Origin of the sequence: Pseudomonas baetica (genome assembly GCF_019733355.1) — a bacterium.
Classification (GTDB): domain Bacteria; phylum Pseudomonadota; class Gammaproteobacteria; order Pseudomonadales; family Pseudomonadaceae; genus Aquipseudomonas; species Aquipseudomonas baetica_A.
Window position 1 is genome coordinate 128,915 of record NZ_JAIHLQ010000011.1, and the last position, 20,601, is coordinate 149,515.

Below are 20,601 nucleotides of genomic sequence, written 5' to 3' on the forward strand. Positions count from 1 at the left end.
CTTCAGTGACTGATCGCCAGAATGCTCGCCTGATACGACCCGACAAACACATCGAAATCGCCCACCTCGTTCTGCTCCAGCTCAGCCTGAGCCGCCAGAGAAGAACGCGCCAGTTCCTCAAACTTCGCCTGCTCGTCAGCCGTCAACGACTCGCTGCGGAAAAACTCGGCATGTGCCTGACTCTGACGCAGGGAGAACTGCGCGAAGCTTTCCTTGTGCTCGGCCATCGCCGTCAGCACTTGGGCCGAGGGCGTTAGCGACGGGTCGCGGACTTTCGCCAGTTGCGCATCCAGTGCCTTGCTGTGGGCATCGCCGCCATGGCTCTGATCGAGCAGCGTAGCGAGTGGGGCAATTTTTTCCAGCAACTCTACCGCCCATGCCTTCATCTCGACCGGCTCACCATCGCGCTGCAATTGCAGACCCGGACGGCGACCTTCCTTGACCACGCTGAGGAAGTTCGACGTCGCGTTGCTGCAACTGGTGTTGGTCAGCAGTGGGCTGTCGTTGAGTGCGCAATACAGCAGGAACGCATCAATGAAGCGTGATTCAGTGAGGTCGATGCCCATCGGCAGGAACGGGTTGATGTCCAGACAGCGCACTTCGACGTACTGAATGCCACGGGCCACCAGTGCCTGAATCGGCCGCTCGCCGCTGTAGGTCACACGTTTTGGGCGGATGTTGGAGTAGTACTCGTTTTCGATCTGCAGGATGTTGGTGTTCAACTGAACCCACTCACCATCCTTGTGCGTGCCGACTTCCACGTACGGTGCGTACGGCGTGGCCACGGCCTTGCGCAGGCTGTCGGTGTAGCTCGTCAGATCGTTGTAGCACGGCGTCAGGCCGGCCTGGGCGTTGCTCTGGTAACCGAGGTCGCTCATGCGCAGGCTGGTGGCGTACGGCAGGTAGAGCGTGTCTGGATCGAGCTGTTCCAACTGGTGCGAACGACCGCGCAGGAAGCCCGCGTCGAGCGCCGGTGAGGCGCCGAACAGGTACATCAGCAACCAACTGTAGCGCCGGAAGTTGCGGATCAGCGCGATATAGGACGACGACTGGAAATCCCGGTCGGTGCCCACAAAACCCTCGGTTTCGCGCAGCAACGGCCAGAGTTTTTCCGGGAGGGAAAAGTTGTAGTGAATCCCGGCGATGCACTGCATGGTCTTGCCGTACCGCAGGGCCAGGCCCTTGCGGTAGACGTACTTGAGTTGACCAATGTTGGACGTGCCGTAATAGGCGATCGGGATGTCTTCCTCGGCCGGCAATGGGCACGGCATCGATGGACTCCACAGGTACTCGTTGCCGAGTTTGCTGTAGGCAAAACGGTGAATCCTGTCCAGGCTCGCCAGTGTGTCTGCCGGGTCGGGCAGGGCGGGCGTGATGAACTCCAGCAGCGACTCGGAATAGTCGGTGGTGATTTTTTCGTTGGTCAGCGCGGAACCCAAGGCTTCGGGGTGCGGCGTTTGCGCAAGACGACCTTCGCTGGTCACGCGCAGGCATTCACGTTCGATACCGTGGAGGCACTGTTCGAGCAGAGAGAGGTTAGCGCGCTCGCCGAGCAGAGCCAGGCGGCGGTTGAGAAGTTCGCTCAATTTGGATTCCTTCACGCGTCAGTCGCCCCAATATGGGGGTGGGCAAGACGGTCTACAAGGGTGAAGTTGAAACTGGCGTTTTCGCCTGGTTTTATAGCGGCAGGCCATTTGCCGGTCAGTCAAGAACTGCACAATCCCTGTGGGAGCGAGCCTGCTCGCGAAGAGGGTATTTCAGCCTAAATCACCGTCGACTGACACACTGTCTTCGCGAGCAGGCTCGCTCCCACAGGATTCGCTGCGCCGAAATTAACTCAAAATGATGAACAACATCTACAGGACAGCGAACGTGCCTTGCGCTTTTGCGACCAGTTTGTCGCCCTGCATCACGTCGGCTTCGACCACCAGCGTGCGGCGGCCCGGGTGGATGACCCGCGCCGTGCACAGCACCTCGCCGTCGGAAACGGCGCGGATATAGTTGATCTTGCATTCGATGGTCGCGCTCTGCTGATCGAAACCGTGGGTGCTGGAACAGGCCAGCCCCATGGCGATGTCGACCAGACTGAACAGCGCGCCACCGTGCAATTTGCCGCCGCGATTGCGCAGTTCCGGTTCCAGCACCAGGGCGACTTGCGCCACCCCGGTTTCCAGGCTGTGCAGGCGGCAGCCCAACAGCTTGAAAAACGCGCTCTCGACGAGCCCGGCCGGAATGTCCATCAGCGTTTCTTCAACTGCTTGGCGTTGGCGAACAGCGAGGCCATCGCATTGTTCACGGGCGCCGCTGTTGCGGTTTCCTTGCGTGGCGCATTGTTTGACGGCTGGCGTTGCGCCGAGCCCGGACGCGAGCCACGGGCGCCATCAATCTTCTCGCCCGGGGTGTCGCCCATGCGCATCGACAGGCCCACGCGTTTGCGCGGAATGTCGACTTCCATGACCTTCACTTTCACCACGTCACCGGCCTTCACCGCTTCACGCGGATCCTTGATGAACTTCTCCGACAGCGCCGAGATGTGCACCAGACCGTCCTGATGCACGCCGATGTCGACGAAGGCACCGAACGCGGTCACGTTGGTGACGACGCCTTCGAGGATCATCCCCAGTTGCAAGTCTTTGAGGTCTTCGACGCCTTCCTGGAACTCGGCAGTCTTGAACTCGGGACGCGGGTCGCGGCCCGGTTTTTCCAGTTCCTGGAGGATGTCGGTCACGGTCGGCAGACCGAAGGTCTCGTCGGTGAACTTCTTCGGATCCAGACGCTTGAGGAACCCGGCGTCGCCGATCAGCGAGCGGATGTCGCGGTCGGTTTCAGCGGCAATACGCTGCACCAGTGGATAGGCCTCCGGGTGAACCGCCGAGGAATCCAGCGGGTTGTCGCCGTTCATCACGCGCAAGAAACCGGCGGCCTGTTCGAAGGTTTTTTCGCCCAGACGCGCGACTTTCTTCAGCGCTGCACGGGTTTTGAATGCGCCGTGTTCGTCGCGGTGCGCCACGATGTTCTGCGCCAGTGTGGCGTTGAGGCCAGAGATCCGTGCCAGCAGCGCCACGGAAGCGGTGTTGACGTCGACACCGACGGCGTTCACGCAGTCCTCGACCACAGCGTCCAGACCGCGCGCCAGCTTCAGTTGAGACACGTCGTGCTGGTACTGGCCGACACCGATGGATTTCGGATCGATTTTCACCAGCTCGGCCAGTGGATCCTGCAAACGACGGGCGATGGACACCGCGCCACGGATCGACACGTCCAGATCGGGGAATTCCTTGGCTGCCAGTTCCGACGCCGAGTACACCGATGCGCCGGCCTCGGAGACCATGACCTTGGTCATCTTCATGGCTGGATATTTTTTGATCAATTCGATCGCCAGTTTGTCGGTTTCGCGGCTGGCGGTGCCGTTGCCGATGGCGATCAGGTCAACCGAGTGCTTGGCGCACAGGGCTGCCAGAATGGCGATGGTCTGATCCCACTTGTTGTGTGGAACGTGCGGGTAAACCGTGGCGTGATCCAGCAGCTTGCCGGTAGAGTCGACCACGGCCACCTTGCAACCGGTACGCAGGCCCGGGTCGAGACCCAGGGTCGCACGCGGGCCGGCCGGTGCCGCCAGCAGCAGGTCGTGCAGGTTGTGGGCGAACACGTTGATCGCCTCGGTTTCGGCGCCGTCGCGCAACTCGCCCAGCAGGTCGGTTTCCAGGTGGGTGTAGAGCTTGACCTTCCAGGTCCAGCGCACCACTTCGCCGAGCCATTTGTCGGCCGGACGGTTCTGATTCTGGATGCCGAACTGCTGGCCGATCATGCCTTCGCACGGGTGCATGGCGCCCGGCAGTTCGTCGCCGACCTTCAGTGCGGAACTGAGGATGCCTTCGTTGCGGCCACGGAAAATCGCCAGTGCGCGGTGCGACGGCATGCTTTTGAGCGGCTCGTCGTGTTCGAAGTAGTCGCGGAACTTGGCGCCTTCTTCTTCCTTGCCGGCAATTACGCGGGCACTGAGGGTTGCTTCCTGTTTGAGGTAGCTACGCAGTTTTTCCAGCAGGCTGGCGTTTTCGGCGAAGCGTTCCATCAGGATGTATTTGGCGCCTTCCAACGCAGCCTTCACATCGGCCACGCCTTTTTCGGCGTCGACGAAGCGTGCGGCTTCGGTTTCCGGAGCAAGATTCGGGTCGTTGAACAGCCCGTCAGCCAAGTCGCCAAGGCCGGCTTCCAGGGCAATCTGGCCCTTGGTGCGGCGCTTTTGCTTGTACGGCAGGTACAAGTCTTCGAGGCGGGTCTTGGTGTCGGCGAGTTTGATATCGCGTTCAAGGGCAGGGGTAAGTTTGCCTTGCTCCTCGATGCTGGCGAGGATGCTGATGCGCCGTTCGTCGAGTTCTCGCAGGTAGCGCAAACGCTCTTCCAGATGACGCAACTGCGTGTCATCAAGGCTGCCGGTCACTTCTTTCCGGTAACGGGCGATGAAGGGAACGGTAGAGCCTTCATCGAGTAGCGCGACGGCCGCTTCGACCTGTTGTGGGCGTACACCGAGTTCCTCGGCGATGCGGCTGTTGATGCTGTCCATAAAACCACCTGACATAGTGTGAAAGCAGGCTCGCAGGCACGGAAACAAAGGCCCGGAGTCTGGTTGAACGGCTAGAGGATTGCCGCTGCCTGGGTCAAAAGGCACCCCATTGACCCGTGAAATCGAACAATTACTGCGGCCACCGGGAAAAAAGCCCGGCCAACTCCGGTAACGATTCAGACGTTGCCTGGCACAAAACGCCGCGCATTATAACCAGCGTTCTGTCATTCGGGGGCGTTGCAGTCTGTAGGCATAAACCCCGGTTTTCTGGCAGTGAAGGAAAAATCTGCTAACAATGCACACGGTGCGTATAACGGCAGCTAAGCCATAATGCGCGCCGAGCTAAAAGGAGCATCCAATGAGCAGCACTGCACAACCTGCTGAAGGCGAAAAAATTCTTATCGTTGACGACGATCCAGGGCTGAGTAGCCTGCTGGAACGCTTTTTCGTCAGCAAGGGCTATCGTGCCCGTACCGTACCGAACACCGAGCAGATGGATCGTCTGCTCTCGCGTGAAGTTTTCAATCTGGTCGTCCTCGACCTGATGCTGCCTGGCGAAGACGGTCTGACCGCCTGCCGCCGTCTGCGGGCGGCAAACAACCAGATTCCGATCATCATGCTCACCGCCAAGGGCGATGAGATGAGCCGCATCAAGGGCCTGGAACTGGGTGCCGACGACTATTTGGCCAAGCCGTTCAACCCGGACGAGCTGATGGCCCGGGTCAAAGCAGTGCTGCGCCGTCAGGCCGCACCGGTACCGGGCGCACCGGGCAGCGAAGACGAAAACGTCACCTTCGGTGATTACGTGTTGTCGCTGGCCACTCGCGAACTGAAGCGCGGCGACGAAGTACACATGCTCACCACCGGTGAGTTTGCGGTACTCAAGGCCCTCGTCATGAACGCGCGTCAGCCACTGACCCGCGACAAACTGATGAACCTGGCCCGTGGCCGCGAGTGGGATGCCCTCGAGCGTTCCATCGATGTGCAGATTTCCCGTCTGCGCCGGATGATCGAGCCCGATGCGTCCAAACCGCGCTACATCCAGACTGTCTGGGGCGTGGGCTATGTGTTTGTACCGGATGGCACCGCCACCAAGTGATCGGTGATTTGTAGGAGCGAGTCTGTCGGGGGCGAGTCGAATGACCAATCTCACAGACTCGCAATCCGCAATATGCGAGCATTGCTCGCTCCTGCAAGTGTGTAGCGGTTAAAGATGAAAACCCCCGTCTGGTTTCCCCAAAGTTTTTTCTCCCGCACCCTCTGGCTGGTGCTTATTGTCGTGCTGTTTTCCAAGGCGCTGACCCTGGTTTATCTGTTGATGAACGAGGACGTGCTGGTGGATCGCCAATACAGCCACGGCGTCGCTCTGACGCTGCGCGCCTATTGGGCCGCAGACGAAGAAAACCGCGCGAAGATCGCCGATAAGGTGCCCCTGATCAGGGTGGTCGGGGCGGGTGTGCCGGAAGGCGAACAACATTGGCCTTATAGCGAAATTTATCAGCGGCAGATGCAGACCGAGCTGGGCCCCGACACGGAGGTGCGATTACGCATGCACTCACCGCCGGCGCTCTGGGTCCGTGCACCGAGCCTGGGCGATGGCTGGCTGAAAGTCCCACTGTACCCGCATCCATTGCGTGGCCAGAAAATCTGGAACGTCCTCGGCTGGTTCCTCGCCATTGGTTTGCTGTCGACCGCGTCGGCATGGATTTTCGTCAGCCAGCTTAACCAACCCTTGAAGCGACTGGTGTATGCCGCCCGGCAACTCGGTCAGGGCCGCAGCGTGCGCCTGCCGATCAGCGACACGCCAAGCGAGATGACCGAGGTCTATCGCGCCTTCAACCAGATGGCCGAGGACGTCGAACAGGCCGGACGTGAGCGCGAGTTGATGCTGGCTGGGGTTTCCCACGATTTGCGCACGCCGTTGACCCGGTTGCGGCTGTCGCTTGAATTGATGGGCGACCGTAACGACCTGACCGACGACATGGTGCGCGACATCGAGGACATGGACGCGATTCTCGACCAGTTCCTGGCGTTCATTCGCGATGGTCGGGACGAGTCTGTGGAGGAGGTGGATCTCAGCGATCTGGTACGTGAAGTCGTGGCGCCGTACAACCAGAGTGAAGAGAAGGTTCGGCTGCGTCTGGAACCGATCCAGCCGTTTCCGCTGCGCCGGGTTTCAATGAAACGCTTGTTGAACAACCTGATTGGCAACGCCTTGAATCATGCCGGCAGCGGCGTTGAAGTCGCCGCGTATGTGTCCGGCGACACCAGTGCCCCGTATGTGGTGCTGAGTGTGATGGACCGTGGGGCGGGGATTGATCCTTCGGAGCTTGAGGCGATCTTCAACCCGTTCACCCGTGGTGACCGCGCTCGTGGCGGCAAAGGCACCGGGTTGGGGTTGGCGATCGTGAAGCGGATCGCTTCGATGCATGGCGGCAATGTGGAATTGCGTAATCGGTCCGGGGGTGGACTGGAGGCGCGGGTAAGGTTGCCGTTGGGGTTGATGTTGCCTCGGGATGCTGTTTAAACACTGACATCTAGGGTGAGGCTGATGGCCCCTTCGCGGGCAAGCTCCCACAGGGGCCGCGATGTTCACATGATTTGTGTACGACACGGACATTATGGGAGCGGGCTTGCTCGCGAAGGCGGCCTCTCAGCCGCCACATATTTCCGGGTTTAGCCCTTGCCTTTGGTTCGGGTCATATTCGGCCCGCCATTCTTCTCAAGATGCTCAATGATGATCCCCGCCACATTCTTCCCGGTGGTGGTCTCGATCCCTTCAAGCCCCGGCGACGAGTTCACTTCCATCACCAGCGGCCCGTGATTGGAACGCAGGATATCCACCCCCGCCACCGCCAGGCCCATGACCTTGGCCGCCCGCAGCGCTGTCATGCGTTCTTCCGGGGTGATCTTGATCAGGCTGGCGCTGCCGCCACGATGCAGGTTGGAGCGGAACTCGCCCGGTTTGGCCTGGCGCTTCATGGCCGCGATCACCTTGTCGCCGACCACGAAACAGCGGATGTCCGCACCGCCAGCCTCCTTGATGTATTCCTGGACCATGATGTTCTGCTTCAGGCCCATGAACGCTTCGATCACCGACTCCGCCGCCGTCGCGGTTTCACATAGCACCACACCAATGCCCTGAGTGCCTTCCAGCACTTTGATCACCAGCGGAGCACCGTCGACCATGTCGATCAGGTCCGGAATGTCATCCGGTGAGTGAGCGAATCCGGTCACCGGCAAGCCGATGCCCCGACGCGATAGCAGTTGCAGCGAGCGCAATTTGTCCCGCGAACGGGCGATGGCCACCGATTCATTGAGCGGGAACACGCCCATCATTTCGAACTGGCGCAACACCGCGCAGCCATAGAACGTTACCGATGCGCCGATCCGTGGAATCACCGCATCGAAACCTTCCAGCGGTTTGCCGCGATAGTGGATCTGCGGCTTGTGGCTGGCGATGTTCATATAGGCGCGCAAGGTGTCGATCACCACCATTTCATGCCCGCGCTCGGTGCCGGCTTCGACCAGGCGACGGGTGGAATACAGACGCGGGTTCCGCGACAGCACAGCGATCTTCATGCAACACCTGTGGAGGAGGTAGATACCGGGAACACCGGCTTGTCTTGTACATATTTGATGCCCGGATTTACCACCAGTTGGCCGTCAATCAGGGCTTTGGAGCCGAGCAGCAGGCGATAACGCATGGACTTACGGCAAGCGAGGGTGAACTCGACTGACCAGACCCGATCACCGAGGGCCAGGGTGGTGCTGATCACATAGCGCACCTGAGCCTGACCGTTGGAGCTTTTAATGGTTTTGCGCGCAACCAAAGGCGCTTCGCAACGCCGGTGACGCAACTGCACCACCGTGCCCAGGTGCGCAGTGAAGCGCACCCACTTCGCGCCGTCGCGTTCGAACGGCTCGATGTCAGTGGCGTGCAGGCTGGAGGTGCTGGCACCGGTGTCGATTTTTGCCCGCAGGCCCGCGACTCCCAAATCAGGGAGCGCCACCCACTCGCGCAGACCGACAACGGTCAAATGGTCAAATGTCTTCAAAAAAATGCTCAACCGTGACAACCGCTCAGCCCGCAGAGGCCGGATTTGCGGTATTCACGCAGAATAATGGTTAAAAGGCGACAGATATCTACAGCCCGGATTACCAGCGTCTGAAGCAGGCGCCGGAATGTGCGCATTGTAATCCGGGATGGGGTCATTCATGGCACGACAGAAACGGTAGTACAGTTCACCAATATTTCAGAATGAGGACATTCCATGGCACAAAAAAACGAAGAGGACGACAAGGTCCGTCTCGATAAGTGGCTATGGGCCGCGCGTTTTTACAAAACCCGTGCCTTGGCCAAAGCAGCGATCGAGAGTGGCAAGGTGCATTGTCGAGGCGAGCGCTGCAAGCCTGGCAAAGAGCCACGCATTGGCGACGAATTTGAGATTCGCACTGGTTTTGAAGTGCGCATAGTGAGGGTCGAGGCTCTGTCTGTCGTGCGTCGTGGCGCGCCCGAAGCGCAAACGCTGTATGCGGAGACCGAGGCGAGTATCGCCAAGCGCGAAGCGGCTGCGGCGATGCGCAAGGCCGGTGCGCTGGGTGTGAGTACCGACGGCAAGCCGAGCAAGAAACAGCGGCGGGATCTGTTCAAGTTTCGGGGTAATAGCAACGACGATTAGAGCCGAAACTTGGTGTTGCCAGTGCTGGCGTCATCGCGGGCAAGCCACGCTCCCACAGGTATATCTGGTGTTCACAAATGAATGTTCACTGAAGATCCCTGTGGGAGCGAGCTTGCTCGCGAATCGAGTGCGCAGCACTCGCCATGGACGCCGCGATATCAGGCGCTACGCATCACACTCATCCGCGAAACCAACGGCAGCTTGCCCAGCAAACTGAAGATCGGCGCCGTCACTTTCAGCCAGAAATTCGCGGCGTGATACGCAAATGGCGTGTAGTAGCCCCAGCCCAACGCCAACACCGCCAGCAACACGCCGCCGATGTAATCGTCCTGACCCCAATGCGCCCCGGCCACCAGCCGCGGCAACATGAACAGCACCGCCAGGCCCCAGATCGTCAGGAACTGGCCGATCGTGCGGCTGAACACCCCCATGAACAATGCCCAGATCAGCAACACCGAAGCATGGTCACCCGGGAAGCTCTGGCTCGAGCGATCTTTCAGCTCCCAGGTCTTTTCCAGATGCGGGAAGTAATCGCTGAGGTGCACCGCGCCTTCAAGCACCATCGACGGACTGCTGTGCTGCCAGTCCATGAAATCGGCGAACTTGGAAAACAGCGTGCGGATCACCACCATCAACAGCAGGATCGATAAAAAACCGAAAAAAGCACGGCGTACATCAATCGCCTTGAACACCCAGTCGCCCTTGATCAGCAGCATCAGCAGAATCAGCCCGACGACGATGTCGAACGGACGCATACTTGCAATTGCCCAGATGTGGAGCCATATGGGGTTGCTGGCCAGTGGTGCATTGAGCGAGCGGAACAGCCACTCGTCGAAAATCACACACAACGAGTTACCCGTAGGCCATAACCAGAAAGCCAGTAGCGCTAACGGCACCGCGTTGCACAGAACCAGCCGGCCGAGGTTCCACCTTGATTGGAACAAACCCGGATTGTTCATAAAATGCCTCCCATGGCTTAGCAGTCGGCACCAAAATGGGTGCCAAGAAGCGCAAATTTTCATTCTTTGTAATCATTTTGTCATCACTTTCAGATACCCAGACCTATGACCGATCTAACGGATACCGATTTCACCCAACGCTTCATCTTCGATGACAGCGACACCCGCGGCGAACTGGTGGCGCTTGAGCGCAGTTACGCCGAAGTCCTCGCCAAACACCCATACCCCGAGCCGGTCGCGCAATTGCTGGGCGAATTGATGGCGGCGGCCTCTTTGCTGGTGGGCACCCTGAAGTTCGACGGTTTGCTGATTCTGCAAGCGCGTTCCGAAGGCCCGATCCCGATGCTGATGATCGAATGCTCCAGCGAGCGCGAGATCCGAGGACTGGCGCGCTACCACGCCGATCAGATTGCCGCCGATGCGACCCTCAGCGACCTCATGCCAAAGGGTGTGCTGGCCCTGACTGTCGACCCGACGGTTGGCCAGCGCTATCAGGGCATCGTCGATCTCGACGGCGAAACCCTGTCCGATTGCTTCACCAATTATTTCGTCATGTCGCAACAGGTCGGCACCCGCTTCAAATTGTTCGCCGACGGCCGCCGCGCCCGGGGTCTGCTGCTGCAGCAACTGCCGGCCGACCGCCTGAAAGACGAAGAAGACCGCGCGGCCAGTTGGCAGCACATCACCGCGCTGGCCAGCACGCTGACCGCCGATGAATTGTTGAGCCTGGACAACGAAACCGTGCTTCATCGTCTCTACCATGAAGAGCAAGTGCGCCTGTTCGACGTGCAGAAGCTGCGTTTCCGTTGCAGCTGCTCGCGTGAACGCTCGGGCAATGCGCTGGTCAGTCTGGGTCTGGAAGATGCGCAGGCGCTGGTTGCCGAACAGGGCGGCAACGTCGAGATCGATTGCCAGTTCTGCAACGAACGCTACTTGTTCGATGCGGCCGACATCGCTCAATTGTTCGCTGGTGCGGGCGTCGACACGCCGTCAGATACCCGGCACTAAAACGGTTCAGCGCAGGTAAATTCACTGCTCAACGACGGAATTTCGCCGTTACGACGGGAGGACCCTACTCTTTTTGGGCTTTTCTGGCATAATCCGGCCCACTTTTTTCGCGGTAGTAGTGCGCAACTTTCTACTACAAAACGTTTGGAGCACACTCGGCCACTGGCCGACGGGGAACCTCATGACGCAAGCCAATAACGCCGTGTACACCGATCTGAGTGTTGATGATCTGGTAAAAGAAGCCCTGAACCGCGGTGAAGGCGAGCTTGCCGATACCGGCGCTCTGGTTGTTCGCACCGGTCATCGTACCGGCCGTTCGCCAGTCGACCGTTTCATCGTTGAAGAGCCTTCCACCCAGGCCGCTATCGCCTGGGGCCCGATCAACCGCAAGTTCCCGGCCGACAAGTTCGATGCCTTGTGGGCTCGCGTCGAGGCGTTCAACAACGCGCAAGAGCACTTTGTTTCCCATGTGCATGTAGGCGCGGCCGAAGATCACTACCTGGCCGTGAAAATGACCACCCAGACTGCCTGGCAGAACCTGTTCGGTCGTTGCCTGTTCATCAACCCGGCCCAGTACAACCCGGCTGGCCGTGACGAGTGGCAAGTGCTTAACGTGGCCAACTTCGAGTGCGTGCCTGAGCGTGACGGCACCAACTCCGACGGTTGCGTGATCCTCAACTTCGCCCAGAAGAAAGTGCTGATCGCCGGCATGCGTTACGCCGGTGAAATGAAGAAAGCCATGTTCTCCGTGCAGAACTTCCTGCTGCCGGCCGCTGACGTGCTGCCAATGCACTGCGCTGCCAACATCGGCGAAGAAGGCGACGTGACCCTGTTCTTCGGTCTGTCGGGCACCGGTAAAACCACCCTGTCGGCCGACGAAAGCCGTTACCTGATCGGTGACGACGAACATGGCTGGGGCGAAGGCGTTGTCTTCAACATCGAAGGCGGCTGCTACGCCAAATGCATCGACTTGTCCGAGAAGAACGAGCCGGTCATCTGGAAAGCCATCAAGCACGGCGCAGTCCTGGAAAACGTCGTCATCGACGATGCCAAGCACGCCGACTACGCCGATGTCAGCCTGACCCAGAACAGCCGCGCCGCGTACCCGCTGGAGCACGTTGCCAAGCGCTCCGAGCACAACCTCGGTGGCGAGCCAAACGCTGTGATCTTCCTGACCTGCGACCTGACCGGCGTGCTGCCGCCAGTGTCGATCCTCAACGAAGAGCAAGCGGCCTACCACTTCCTGTCCGGCTACACCGCACTGGTGGGCTCGACTGAAATGGGTTCGGGCAGCGGCATCAAGTCGACCTTCTCCACCTGCTTCGGCGCACCGTTCTTCCCGCGCCCGGCCGGCGAATACGCAGAGCTGCTGATCAAGCGCATCCGCGGCTTCGGCTCCAAGGTCTACCTGGTCAACACCGGCTGGACCGGCGGTGGCTACGGCGTTGGCAAACGCTTCAACATCCCGACCACCCGCGCAGTGATCGCCGCCATCCAGAGCGGCGCACTGATCGGTGCGGCCACCGAACACCTGGACACCATCAACCTCGACGTGCCACTGGCCGTACCGGGCGTTGAAACCAACCTGCTCAACCCACGCAACACCTGGGCTGACAAGGCTGCGTACGACGAGGCTGCCAAGGCACTGGCCGGTCTGTTCATCGAGAACTTCAAGAAGTTCGAAGTGAGCGACGCGATCAAGGCTGCTGGGCCTAAGTTGTAAGCGTTGGTTTGTGGTGAATGAAAAAGCCGCCCTTTAGGGGCGGCTTTTTTGTGCGAGTTGTTTGGCCGTCAGCCTCCTGCGTAACCGAGCCAGTTTCAAGCGTTCGCCAAGGTCCTTCAGGAGTCGTGCAGTTTTAGGAAGCAGAGCCGCAGTTTTTCTAGCCATAACGTTAGTATTCCTTCACTTGGGTAGTGATAACGCCAGAATAATTGCACTTGGCTGGTCGATCCGCCGGCTGCGTTTGCCCTGTCGACTCTTCGAGTTCTCACGGCCATTGTTGTCGGGCATGCATTATTCGAAGCACCTCCACACATTCATCTTTGATCGTGTAGACGATGACATAGTTGGAAGCTGCGACGATTTCTCGTGTGCCTTCAACTCTGCCCCTTCTGTATAAGGTCGGGCGCTTTCGGGCGACTTCCCCTTTTGATTCAAACACCTCGTCGAGATCCGCAGCCGCTTCAGGATTGTCTTGACTAATGCGGTCCATTATTCGGTCTCGGTCATCAAGCGCCTCTTGGCGCCAGATCAACCTCATCAACGCACGCGTTGACGCAGGGCATCGCGCTTGGCAGCAAATATTCGTCGAGCGTCTTCATCGCTCACGCTGGGTCTTGGATCATCAATGCTGATTTGCACCTGCCGCTTGAACCACTCTTCATACGCCGCCGCCTCATGAGCTTGCTTCATTGCTTCGGCGCGATCAGGACGTGTGTAGGTTTTCATTTGCAGCGGGTCATAGCTGGATGCATCCACATTGAAGTGAGTGATACCCAGTTCTTGCAAATAGGCCACTAATGTTTCAAGGCGTTTGAACAAGCGCACCTGACCACTGCGTTGCGCTGCGAGCGAACTTGCTTTGCTTCCCTGATGAATTTGAATCGACCAGCCACCAGGCTTGGCGATGATACGTGTGCTGCTGACCGAACCGTTTTCAATCAGGCGCGTCAGGGTGCTGTGATCGATGGTTTCAGTGGTCATGACGGCGAACTCTTTGCTGAACAATGGCTGCCATCGTACGCAATCAATAGTAGTTTGCAAAATTCAACTCCTGCACTGGACGCCGGGTGTCCCGCATCGATGTTCTTTGGTGAGGCAGGCGCCACTTATTGGGAGCGCACCTGCCTGAGATTTTTCAGACTGGCGCTTTCCAATTGAGCATTTGCTGCTGCGCGACTTGCAGCAGACCACAGCCATCCTGCGTCAGCAGATAGAGGGCGTGGGTGATGTGGGCGATGTCTTCGACGTCGGTTTGTTTGAAGCTGAGGCAGTAGTGGGTTTTAAGCAGGTCGCTGGAGGCGCGCAGGCGCTGGACGGCGCATTCGAGGATGTCGTGCGGGTGGGCCGCAGTTTCGATGATCAGGGGCTTGGTGTCGGTGAGGTTGGATTCGAGTGGGCGGTAGCGATCGGGGGCGAGCGGGTTCCATGCGTTCATTATGTTTGGCCTCGAAATATGTCATGAGAATCCGCGCCCACCGTGACCAAGCGATAGGTGGCGGACTGCGTTCGGGTTGGTCAACCAGTGAGGCACTCACAACCGGTACGCCCGAAGGCGTCCCGAGCTCAGCCGCCATAAAGCGTGCCGACACAAAAAGCGCCAGCAGCGTACAACGAGTGCGAGTGCACAACTCATACGGGTGACCAAGCCCGAACCGCTGATTTGACAGCGACAGTCACGACTATAGGTTTGAACTACCAAGCGCCGATAGGCGGCAACGGGGTCCAGACTTGTAGGAACGGGACGAAGATCAGATAAGAGATTGCTGTAGGTTTTTTCGCTCGCTCACCGTCAACCAAGATTCTTGTACGCCGCCTCATCCAGCACACTGGTCGTCAGCCCGGTTTCGGGTGTGTAAATCGAACCTTTCACCGCTGAAAACGGCACACCTTTGCTACCCAGCGACACATAACGTTCGTCTTGGTCCAATTCGGTGAAGTAGGTGTACGAACACTTTTCCATGGCCTGGTATTTCGCGGCGGCCCTGACGATGGCGTCGGTGTGCTGGCGCAGGTCAGTGTCGCTCAGGTTCAGGGTTTTGCTCAGCGGCGTGCCCCAGCGCTGGAGGCACACTTCGGCGAAGTGGCGGACGATCAGGCCGGGTTCGGCCAGCACGTTAGGGCCGCTGTCGCCGTCAGCGGCGGCGTTGCCCACCAGTGTGGCGTGGCGGCCGGGCATCGGGAAAACGCTGGTTTTGGTGCCAGTGGCGGTTTGCGGGATGACGCAACTGAAGCCTTTGGAGCGCTCGTTCCGGGCATAAAAGCCGACATATTCTTTGACGTTGGCATTGAGTTTCACCCGGTGTTCCTGAAAATTGCCGATGCCCGGAACCGGGTCAATGGCGAAGATCTTGACCGGAATGTTCTTCAGTGCGTCGTCGGCGTACAAGGCGTTGGCCAACATGTGGCAACTGACGCCGCCGCGACTCCATCCCACCAGGTTGACTTGAGTGGGAATGACACCGTCCTTACGGTACGTCTTGATGATTTGTTCCTGTAACGTTTGCTGAGTAACGCTTCGCTCTCCGTAGTTATATTTTCGCCACATCCACGAGCCTTCGATTTTTACGTCTTCGATGGGAATGCCGGCAGCTTTCAGTCGGTTGTATTCTGCTTCGGTCAGTTGTTCACGCTGCCAGTCGCATTTGCCTTTGATAATGTTCACGGCATGTTGGACGTTCTCCTCCCAACCTTTTCCGAGCAGCGTACCGCTCAGGTTGTAATCGCCGGACTCGGTAAACAGTTCATCGGCCTGCAAATTGCTGGTGCCCGGGCCGTCGACGACGACCCATTCGGCAAACTCCCGGCCGCTGTGGTGCGAAGCAAGCGTGGAAACCAGTTCGCCGTTCCAGTAGTTCGGATTGTTCGTATCAAATCTGGTGGAGCCAGTACCGCAAAAAAAGACAGTTAAAGTCGTCATGTTTGTTGCTCTTTTAATGGAAGAGCAATCAATCTAGTGCGGTTCATTTTTGTGGTGAAGCAGTGGGTTGTTGCCAAGTTTGTTGCGTGTTGTTTTTTAGTTTTTATTATTGACTTTGAATTTCGCCACTTCCAGTAGTTCGCAACCATCCTGAGTCAATAAATAAAGCGCATTGACGATGTTGGGAATGTCTTTGACATCCGCTTGTTGAAAACACATGCAGTAAAGCGTTTCCAGCAGATTGTTGGCGGCGCACAGTCTTTGTTGAGCGGCATTGAGCAAGTCTTCATGGCTGGCGTCAGTGTCGATAACCAGCACCGGATTGTCGCTGTAGGTGGTTTTCAAGCGGCGATAGCGGTTGATGGGTGGATGCAGTGAGTTCATGGATGAAGTCTGTCCTTTGAGAAGTCGCTACGGCGAGATTCAGTCGCGCCGGCCACTATAGGAGGGTGTTGCGCAGCGGGACAAGACGGCCAGGATGGACAGCGTTTGTAGGGGGTTTTCCGGGGGATCAGGTATTTGCCCTACATGTTTTCATGACCTTTTTAAGGCAAAACCCTTATATGGGAAATTTCCCACGGCTTTATCAGGCACTTCTGGGTAAACATCTGTATTGTGCGCGCCAGAATCTGTGGGACGTTTCCAAACGTCCGATACACGCTTAAAGGGAATTAGGTATGCAGTGGCTACGAATGGCCTTGATCATATTGCTGTGGGCTATTGGCTACCGTTTGACATTGGCAGCTGATATTGGCAACGCACTGGTACTGGATCATCTGGATCGAACCGGTTGGCCGGGTGCACTGACCAACCAGGCGAATGTCGACACGGCCTCTCGCGCCGAAGTGCTGATGTTCGGCAAAGCCTTGCTCGCCAGCGAAGCGCTGGACGAGTCGGGTTTGAAGCAACGGCTGGGCGTGCCGCAAGTGCAGCTCAAGTCGATCAGGCAAGTGCGCAACGATCTCTGGGATCGTTTGCTGAGCACCTATCGCAACGCCAGTCAGGACTGTGACGGGCAACCCTTTTGTCCACAGGTGCGTAGCATCTCCGATCTGCGCCAACTGGCGGCGGCGTTCACCGGAGACATCAGCCCGGCCCATGCGCTGTGGGCGAGCAAGAGCCTGGATGTGCATGAGCAAATGTTGAACGAGCAGTTGCGCGTGGCGGTGTTGCGGCCCTGAGTTCTGGATTTCGTGTTGCTTGGGCGGGCCGCCTCCCGGGCACTGAGCTGTGCGCGCCTTTCGCTGTATCATTCCGTATCGATTTGGCCCCCGACCTTTTCTCGACTCGCTGCGATCGCCCGCTAGGCTGTTGGCATGGCAGCGGTCAAAGGAGTGACAGCGAATGCACAACACCCTGGAACAGGTTTTTGGTTATCCACAGTTTCGACCCGGACAAGAGGCCGCCATCAGCGCGGTGCTGGCCGGGCGCTCGGCGGCGGCGATCTTTCCCACCGGTTCCGGCAAGTCCCTTTGCTATCAATTATCGGCGCTGATGCTGCCGAATCTGACCCTGGTGGTTTCGCCGCTGTTGGCGCTGATGCAGGATCAATTGGCGTTCCTGCAGCGCCACGGCATTTCGGCGGGCAGCATCGACTCGGCGCAGAGTCGAGATGATGCCAATGACGTGATGGCCCGCGCCCGTTCGGGTGAATTGAAGATTCTGATGATTTCGGTCGAGCGTCTGAAAAACGAGCGCTTCCGCAATTTCCTGCAGCAGGTGCCGATCTCTTTGCTGGTGGTGGATGAGGCGCACTGCATCTCGGAGTGGGGCCACAATTTTCGCCCCGACTACCTCAAACTGCCGGACTACCAGCGCCAGTTCAATATCCCGCAAGCCTTGCTGCTGACCGCCACCGCCACGCCGAAAGTCATCGCCGACATGCAGGCAAAATTTGCCATTGCCGCTGACGATGTGGTGACCACCGGTTTCTACCGGCCCAATCTCAATTTGCTGGTGGAACCGGTGCGTGGGCAGGACAAGCGCCGGCGTCTGGTGGAGTGGATGGCCGAGCGTCCGGGCCAGCCGAGTATCGTTTATGTGACCTTGCAGAAAACCGCCGAACACATCGCTGAACACCTTGAACGCAACGGTATTCAGGCTGAGGCCTATCATGCCGGTCTGCCCCACGATAAGCGTGAAGGTATCCAGAAACGCTTCATGGCCGGGCAGTCCAATTGCATCGTCGCGACCATCGCCTTCGGCATGGGCATCGATAAAAGTGATATCCGCAATGTGGTGCACTTCGACCTGCCCAAATCCATCGAAAACTACAGCCAGGAAATCGGCCGCGCCGGGCGTGACGGGCAGCCTTCGGACTGTCTGGTGCTGGCCAATCGCGACAGCCTCAATGTGCTGGAAAACTTCGTCTACGGCGACACGCCGGAACGCGAAGGCGTTCGTTATGTACTCGATGAATTGAAAGCTTCGGCACCGCAAGGGCAGTGGGAGTTTCTGCTCGGGCCATTGGCAGATCACAGCAACATCCGTGCGTTGCCCCTGAAGACTTTGCTGGTGCAATTGGAGTTGCGTGGCTTGATCGCACCGCGTTACGCCTATTACGCCGAATACCGTGTCAAATACCTGCTGGAGCCCGAGGCGTTGCTTGAGCGTTTCGAGGGCGAACGCCGGGATTTCGTCGCGGCGATCATCCACACCTCAAGTCGGGCGCGAACCTGGGCTACGGTGGATTTCGAGGCGATGTATACGCAGTATTCGGCCGAGCGTAATCGGGTGGTGAAGGCGCTGGATTACTTCCAGGAAAAGCGCTGGGTCGAGCTTGAGAGCAAGCAGATGACCGAGGTCTACAGTTTGTTGCAAAGTGACTTCGACAGCGACGTTCTGAGTGCAGAGTTGCACGATGTTTTCACTCGCCACGAGCAAACCGAAGTCGCGCGGATTCACGCCATGCTTGATGTGTTCGCTACCGAACGCTGCCTGGGTTATCGCCTGGCGGAGTACTTCGGCGATCACAATGCCCCTGAGCGCTGTGGGCATTGTTCGGTGTGCCATGGGCACATTGCCCGGTTGCCGGCGCCACCGGAACTGCCTGCGCTTGTGGATAAAAGTTTTGCGGCTCTGTGCGGTGATTTTATCCACAAGCATGAGCAGCACACGGGCCATGCGCCGACGGCCGAACGACTGACGCGGTTTCTGTGCGGGATCAGCGTGCCGCTGTTCACCAAGCTCAAGGCGCGGACGATTTCCGGGTATGCGGCGTTGGAGGAGTATCCCTTCGCTGAGGTGCGAGGCTGGGCCGACAATCACTTGCTCGACTGAACCGAGAGTTCTGTGGGAGCGAGCCTGCTCGCTTCCACAGGGATTGTTGTGATCGAGCAGAGCTGCATCCATCCGCTGAATGTCGATCATCACGGTAATAAACTTCAAAAACCGTCGCTGGCTGACTATGGTGAGACCAGTCTTTGGATCGCCAACAAGAGAACAACATGAGCCAGACATTCGGTATTGAGCAGGCTGCCGTGATCGGTGCGGGGACCATGGGGCGCGGCATTGTCATGTGCCTGGCCAACGCTGGGGTGACGGTGCAGTGGGTCGACAACAATCCACAGATGCTTGAGCAGGCGCTCGCCACGGTGGCGGACACTTACGCACACAACGTGCGTCAGGGGCGCATTGATCAGGCTGAGGCAGATGCGCGGCTCGCCCGGGTCAGTGCGGCGGCGGATTACACGGCGGTCCGCAATGTCGATCTGGTGATCGAAGCGGTGTACGAAAACCTTGAGCTGAAGCAGAAGATTTTTCGCGAACTCGATGGCCTGCTTAAGCCCGAAGCGCTGCTGGCGAGTAATACGTCGGCGCTGGATATCGATGCGATTGCTGCCGCCACCCGTCGCCCTGAGCAAGTCCTGGGCCTGCATTTCTTCAGTCCGGCGCACATCATGAAACTGCTTGAAATCGTCCGTGGCGCGAAGACTTCACCCGCCGTGCTGCACGCCGCGCTGGCGCTGGGCGAGCGCATGGGCAAGGTCAGTGTGGTATCGGGCAACTGCCACGGTTTTATCGGCAATCGCATGCTCCATCCGTATGTGCTTGAAGCACGCAAGATGTTGCTGGAAGGGGCTTACCCACAGCAGGTCGACGCAGCCTTGCAGGGCTTTGGTTTTGCCATGGGGCCGTTTCGCATGTACGACGTGGTCGGTATCGATCTGGAGTGGCGTGCGCGTGAGTTGGCCGGCAAGGGCCAGGATGCTCCGCAAGTTCAGGTGGATAATCGCTTGTGCGAGATGGGCCGGTTTGGTCAGAAATCCGGCAACGGTTATTACCACTACGAGCCGGGCAGTCGTCAGGCTGAGCATGATCCCGAGGTCGATGCGTTGGTGTTGCGGGTCAGTGAAGCATTGGGTTTCCAGCGTCGTGACATCGGCTCGGAAGAGATTCTTGAGCGGTGTTTGCTCGCGCTGGTCAACGAAGGGGCAAAGATTCTGCAGGAAGGCATTGCCGAGTCGGCGCATGACATTGATCTGGTCTATCTGAACGGCTATGGCTTCCCGGCGGACAAGGGCGGGCCTATGGCCTGGGCGGATCGGCAAGGGCTGGCGGATATTCATCAGCGCTTGCTGGCGCTGGAGACACGGCAGGGCGATCAGTGGAAACCGGCGCGGTTGATCGGTGAGTTGGCAGCGCAGGGGAAGGGTTTTGCCGACCGTTGAATGATGTGGCGCCATTACTGGCGCCTTCGCAGGCAAGCCCGCTGCCACAGGTATAGTGGTCGTCCTCACTGTCAGCGT

19 protein-coding genes and 1 pseudogene are annotated in these 20,601 nt (G+C 58.6%); 8 read left to right on the plus strand and 12 right to left on the minus strand.

Annotated elements, in window-relative coordinates; all coding sequences use genetic code 11:
• Positions 1–2: 2 nt before the first annotated feature.
• The 3 genes from gshA to K5E40_RS12590 form a co-directional block, all read right to left on the minus strand.
• A complete protein-coding gene (gene gshA, locus K5E40_RS12580; protein WP_221731022.1) occupies positions 3–1,586 on the minus strand; it encodes a glutamate--cysteine ligase in 1,584 nt (527 codons plus the stop codon).
• 270 nt (positions 1,587–1,856) lie between these two features.
• Positions 1,857–2,240 (minus strand): PaaI family thioesterase, encoded by a 384-nt coding sequence (locus tag K5E40_RS12585; RefSeq protein ID WP_052032737.1) that lies wholly within the window; start codon positions 2,238–2,240, stop codon positions 1,857–1,859.
• On the minus strand, positions 2,240–4,564 hold the full coding sequence (locus K5E40_RS12590; protein ID WP_221731023.1) for a Tex family protein: 2,325 nt from the start codon (positions 4,562–4,564) through the stop codon (positions 2,240–2,242). The genes K5E40_RS12585 and K5E40_RS12590 overlap by 1 nt, the downstream gene beginning before the upstream one ends.
• A gap of 358 nt (positions 4,565–4,922) precedes the next feature.
• Here K5E40_RS12590 and ompR point away from each other — a divergent pair, with 358 nt between their 5' ends.
• Entirely contained in the window at positions 4,923–5,663 is a 741-nt protein-coding gene (gene ompR / locus K5E40_RS12595) for a two-component system response regulator OmpR (RefSeq protein WP_221731024.1), read from the plus strand.
• A gap of 114 nt (positions 5,664–5,777) precedes the next feature.
• On the plus strand, positions 5,778–7,091 hold the full coding sequence (locus tag K5E40_RS12600) for an ATP-binding protein (RefSeq protein WP_221731025.1): 1,314 nt from the start codon (positions 5,778–5,780) through the stop codon (positions 7,089–7,091).
• 149 nt (positions 7,092–7,240) lie between these two features.
• On the opposite strand, the gene rimK is transcribed toward K5E40_RS12600, so the two are convergent.
• Positions 7,241–8,146, minus strand: coding sequence for a 30S ribosomal protein S6--L-glutamate ligase (gene rimK, locus K5E40_RS12605; protein ID WP_221731026.1), 906 nt, complete (start codon positions 8,144–8,146; stop codon positions 7,241–7,243).
• Positions 8,143–8,589, minus strand: a complete 447-nt coding sequence (locus tag K5E40_RS12610) for an ATP-dependent zinc protease (protein WP_221731070.1) — start codon at positions 8,587–8,589, stop codon at positions 8,143–8,145. Before K5E40_RS12610 ends, rimK begins: the two co-directional genes overlap by 4 nt.
• 249 nt (positions 8,590–8,838) lie before the next feature.
• On the opposite strand from K5E40_RS12610, the gene K5E40_RS12615 reads away from it, so the two are divergent.
• Positions 8,839–9,246 (plus strand): RNA-binding S4 domain-containing protein, encoded by a 408-nt coding sequence (locus K5E40_RS12615; RefSeq protein WP_221731027.1) that lies wholly within the window; start codon positions 8,839–8,841, stop codon positions 9,244–9,246.
• 158 nt (positions 9,247–9,404) lie between these two features.
• Here the strand turns inward: K5E40_RS12615 and K5E40_RS12620 are convergent, their stop codons facing one another.
• Positions 9,405–10,205 (minus strand): phosphatase PAP2 family protein, encoded by an 801-nt coding sequence (locus K5E40_RS12620; protein ID WP_221731028.1) that lies wholly within the window; start codon positions 10,203–10,205, stop codon positions 9,405–9,407.
• A 105-nt stretch (positions 10,206–10,310) separates the two neighbouring features.
• Here K5E40_RS12620 and hslO point away from each other — a divergent pair, with 105 nt between their 5' ends.
• Both hslO and K5E40_RS12630 read left to right on the plus strand, forming a co-directional pair.
• Positions 10,311–11,213 (plus strand): Hsp33 family molecular chaperone HslO, encoded by a 903-nt coding sequence (gene hslO, locus K5E40_RS12625; RefSeq protein WP_221731029.1) that lies wholly within the window; start codon positions 10,311–10,313, stop codon positions 11,211–11,213.
• 181 nt (positions 11,214–11,394) lie between these two features.
• Positions 11,395–12,936 carry a phosphoenolpyruvate carboxykinase gene (locus K5E40_RS12630; RefSeq protein WP_221731030.1) on the plus strand — a complete coding sequence of 514 codons (1,542 nt, stop codon included), beginning with the start codon at positions 11,395–11,397 and terminating at the stop codon, positions 12,934–12,936.
• Positions 12,937–12,978: 42 nt separating this feature from the next.
• Here K5E40_RS12630 and K5E40_RS35010 read toward each other — a convergent pair.
• From K5E40_RS35010 to K5E40_RS12655, 6 genes and pseudogenes are all read right to left on the minus strand, one after another.
• A pseudogene (locus K5E40_RS35010) lies at positions 12,979–13,101 on the minus strand (XRE family transcriptional regulator); the annotation flags it as partial.
• A gap of 100 nt (positions 13,102–13,201) precedes the next feature.
• Entirely contained in the window at positions 13,202–13,474 is a 273-nt protein-coding gene (locus K5E40_RS12635) for a type II toxin-antitoxin system RelE/ParE family toxin (protein ID WP_221731031.1), read from the minus strand.
• Entirely contained in the window at positions 13,474–13,917 is a 444-nt protein-coding gene (locus K5E40_RS12640; RefSeq protein WP_221731032.1) for a hypothetical protein, read from the minus strand. Before K5E40_RS12640 ends, K5E40_RS12635 begins: the two co-directional genes overlap by 1 nt.
• Before the next feature lie 154 nt (positions 13,918–14,071).
• Positions 14,072–14,371: a hypothetical protein gene (locus K5E40_RS12645; protein WP_221731033.1), complete on the minus strand. Its 300-nt coding sequence runs from the start codon at positions 14,369–14,371 to the stop codon at positions 14,072–14,074.
• 354 nt (positions 14,372–14,725) lie between these two features.
• The gene (locus tag K5E40_RS12650) at positions 14,726–15,853 is read right to left on the minus strand and encodes a hypothetical protein (protein WP_221731034.1); all 1,128 of its coding nucleotides are present in this window, start codon (positions 15,851–15,853) and stop codon (positions 14,726–14,728) included.
• 96 nt (positions 15,854–15,949) lie between these two features.
• Complete coding sequence (locus tag K5E40_RS12655) at positions 15,950–16,237, minus strand: hypothetical protein (RefSeq protein ID WP_221731035.1); 288 nt, start codon at positions 16,235–16,237, stop codon at positions 15,950–15,952.
• 293 nt (positions 16,238–16,530) lie between these two features.
• Here K5E40_RS12655 and K5E40_RS12660 point away from each other — a divergent pair, with 293 nt between their 5' ends.
• The 3 genes from K5E40_RS12660 (at position 16,531) to K5E40_RS12670 (ending at position 20,523) form a co-directional block, all read left to right on the plus strand.
• On the plus strand, positions 16,531–17,034 hold the full coding sequence (locus K5E40_RS12660; RefSeq protein WP_221731036.1) for a polysaccharide deacetylase: 504 nt from the start codon (positions 16,531–16,533) through the stop codon (positions 17,032–17,034).
• A 163-nt stretch (positions 17,035–17,197) separates the two neighbouring features.
• Positions 17,198–19,132, plus strand: a complete 1,935-nt coding sequence (locus K5E40_RS12665; protein WP_221731037.1) for an ATP-dependent DNA helicase RecQ — start codon at positions 17,198–17,200, stop codon at positions 19,130–19,132.
• Between the two features lie 167 nt (positions 19,133–19,299).
• On the plus strand, positions 19,300–20,523 hold the full coding sequence (locus tag K5E40_RS12670; RefSeq protein ID WP_221731038.1) for a 3-hydroxyacyl-CoA dehydrogenase: 1,224 nt from the start codon (positions 19,300–19,302) through the stop codon (positions 20,521–20,523).
• Positions 20,524–20,601 lie beyond the last annotated feature (78 nt).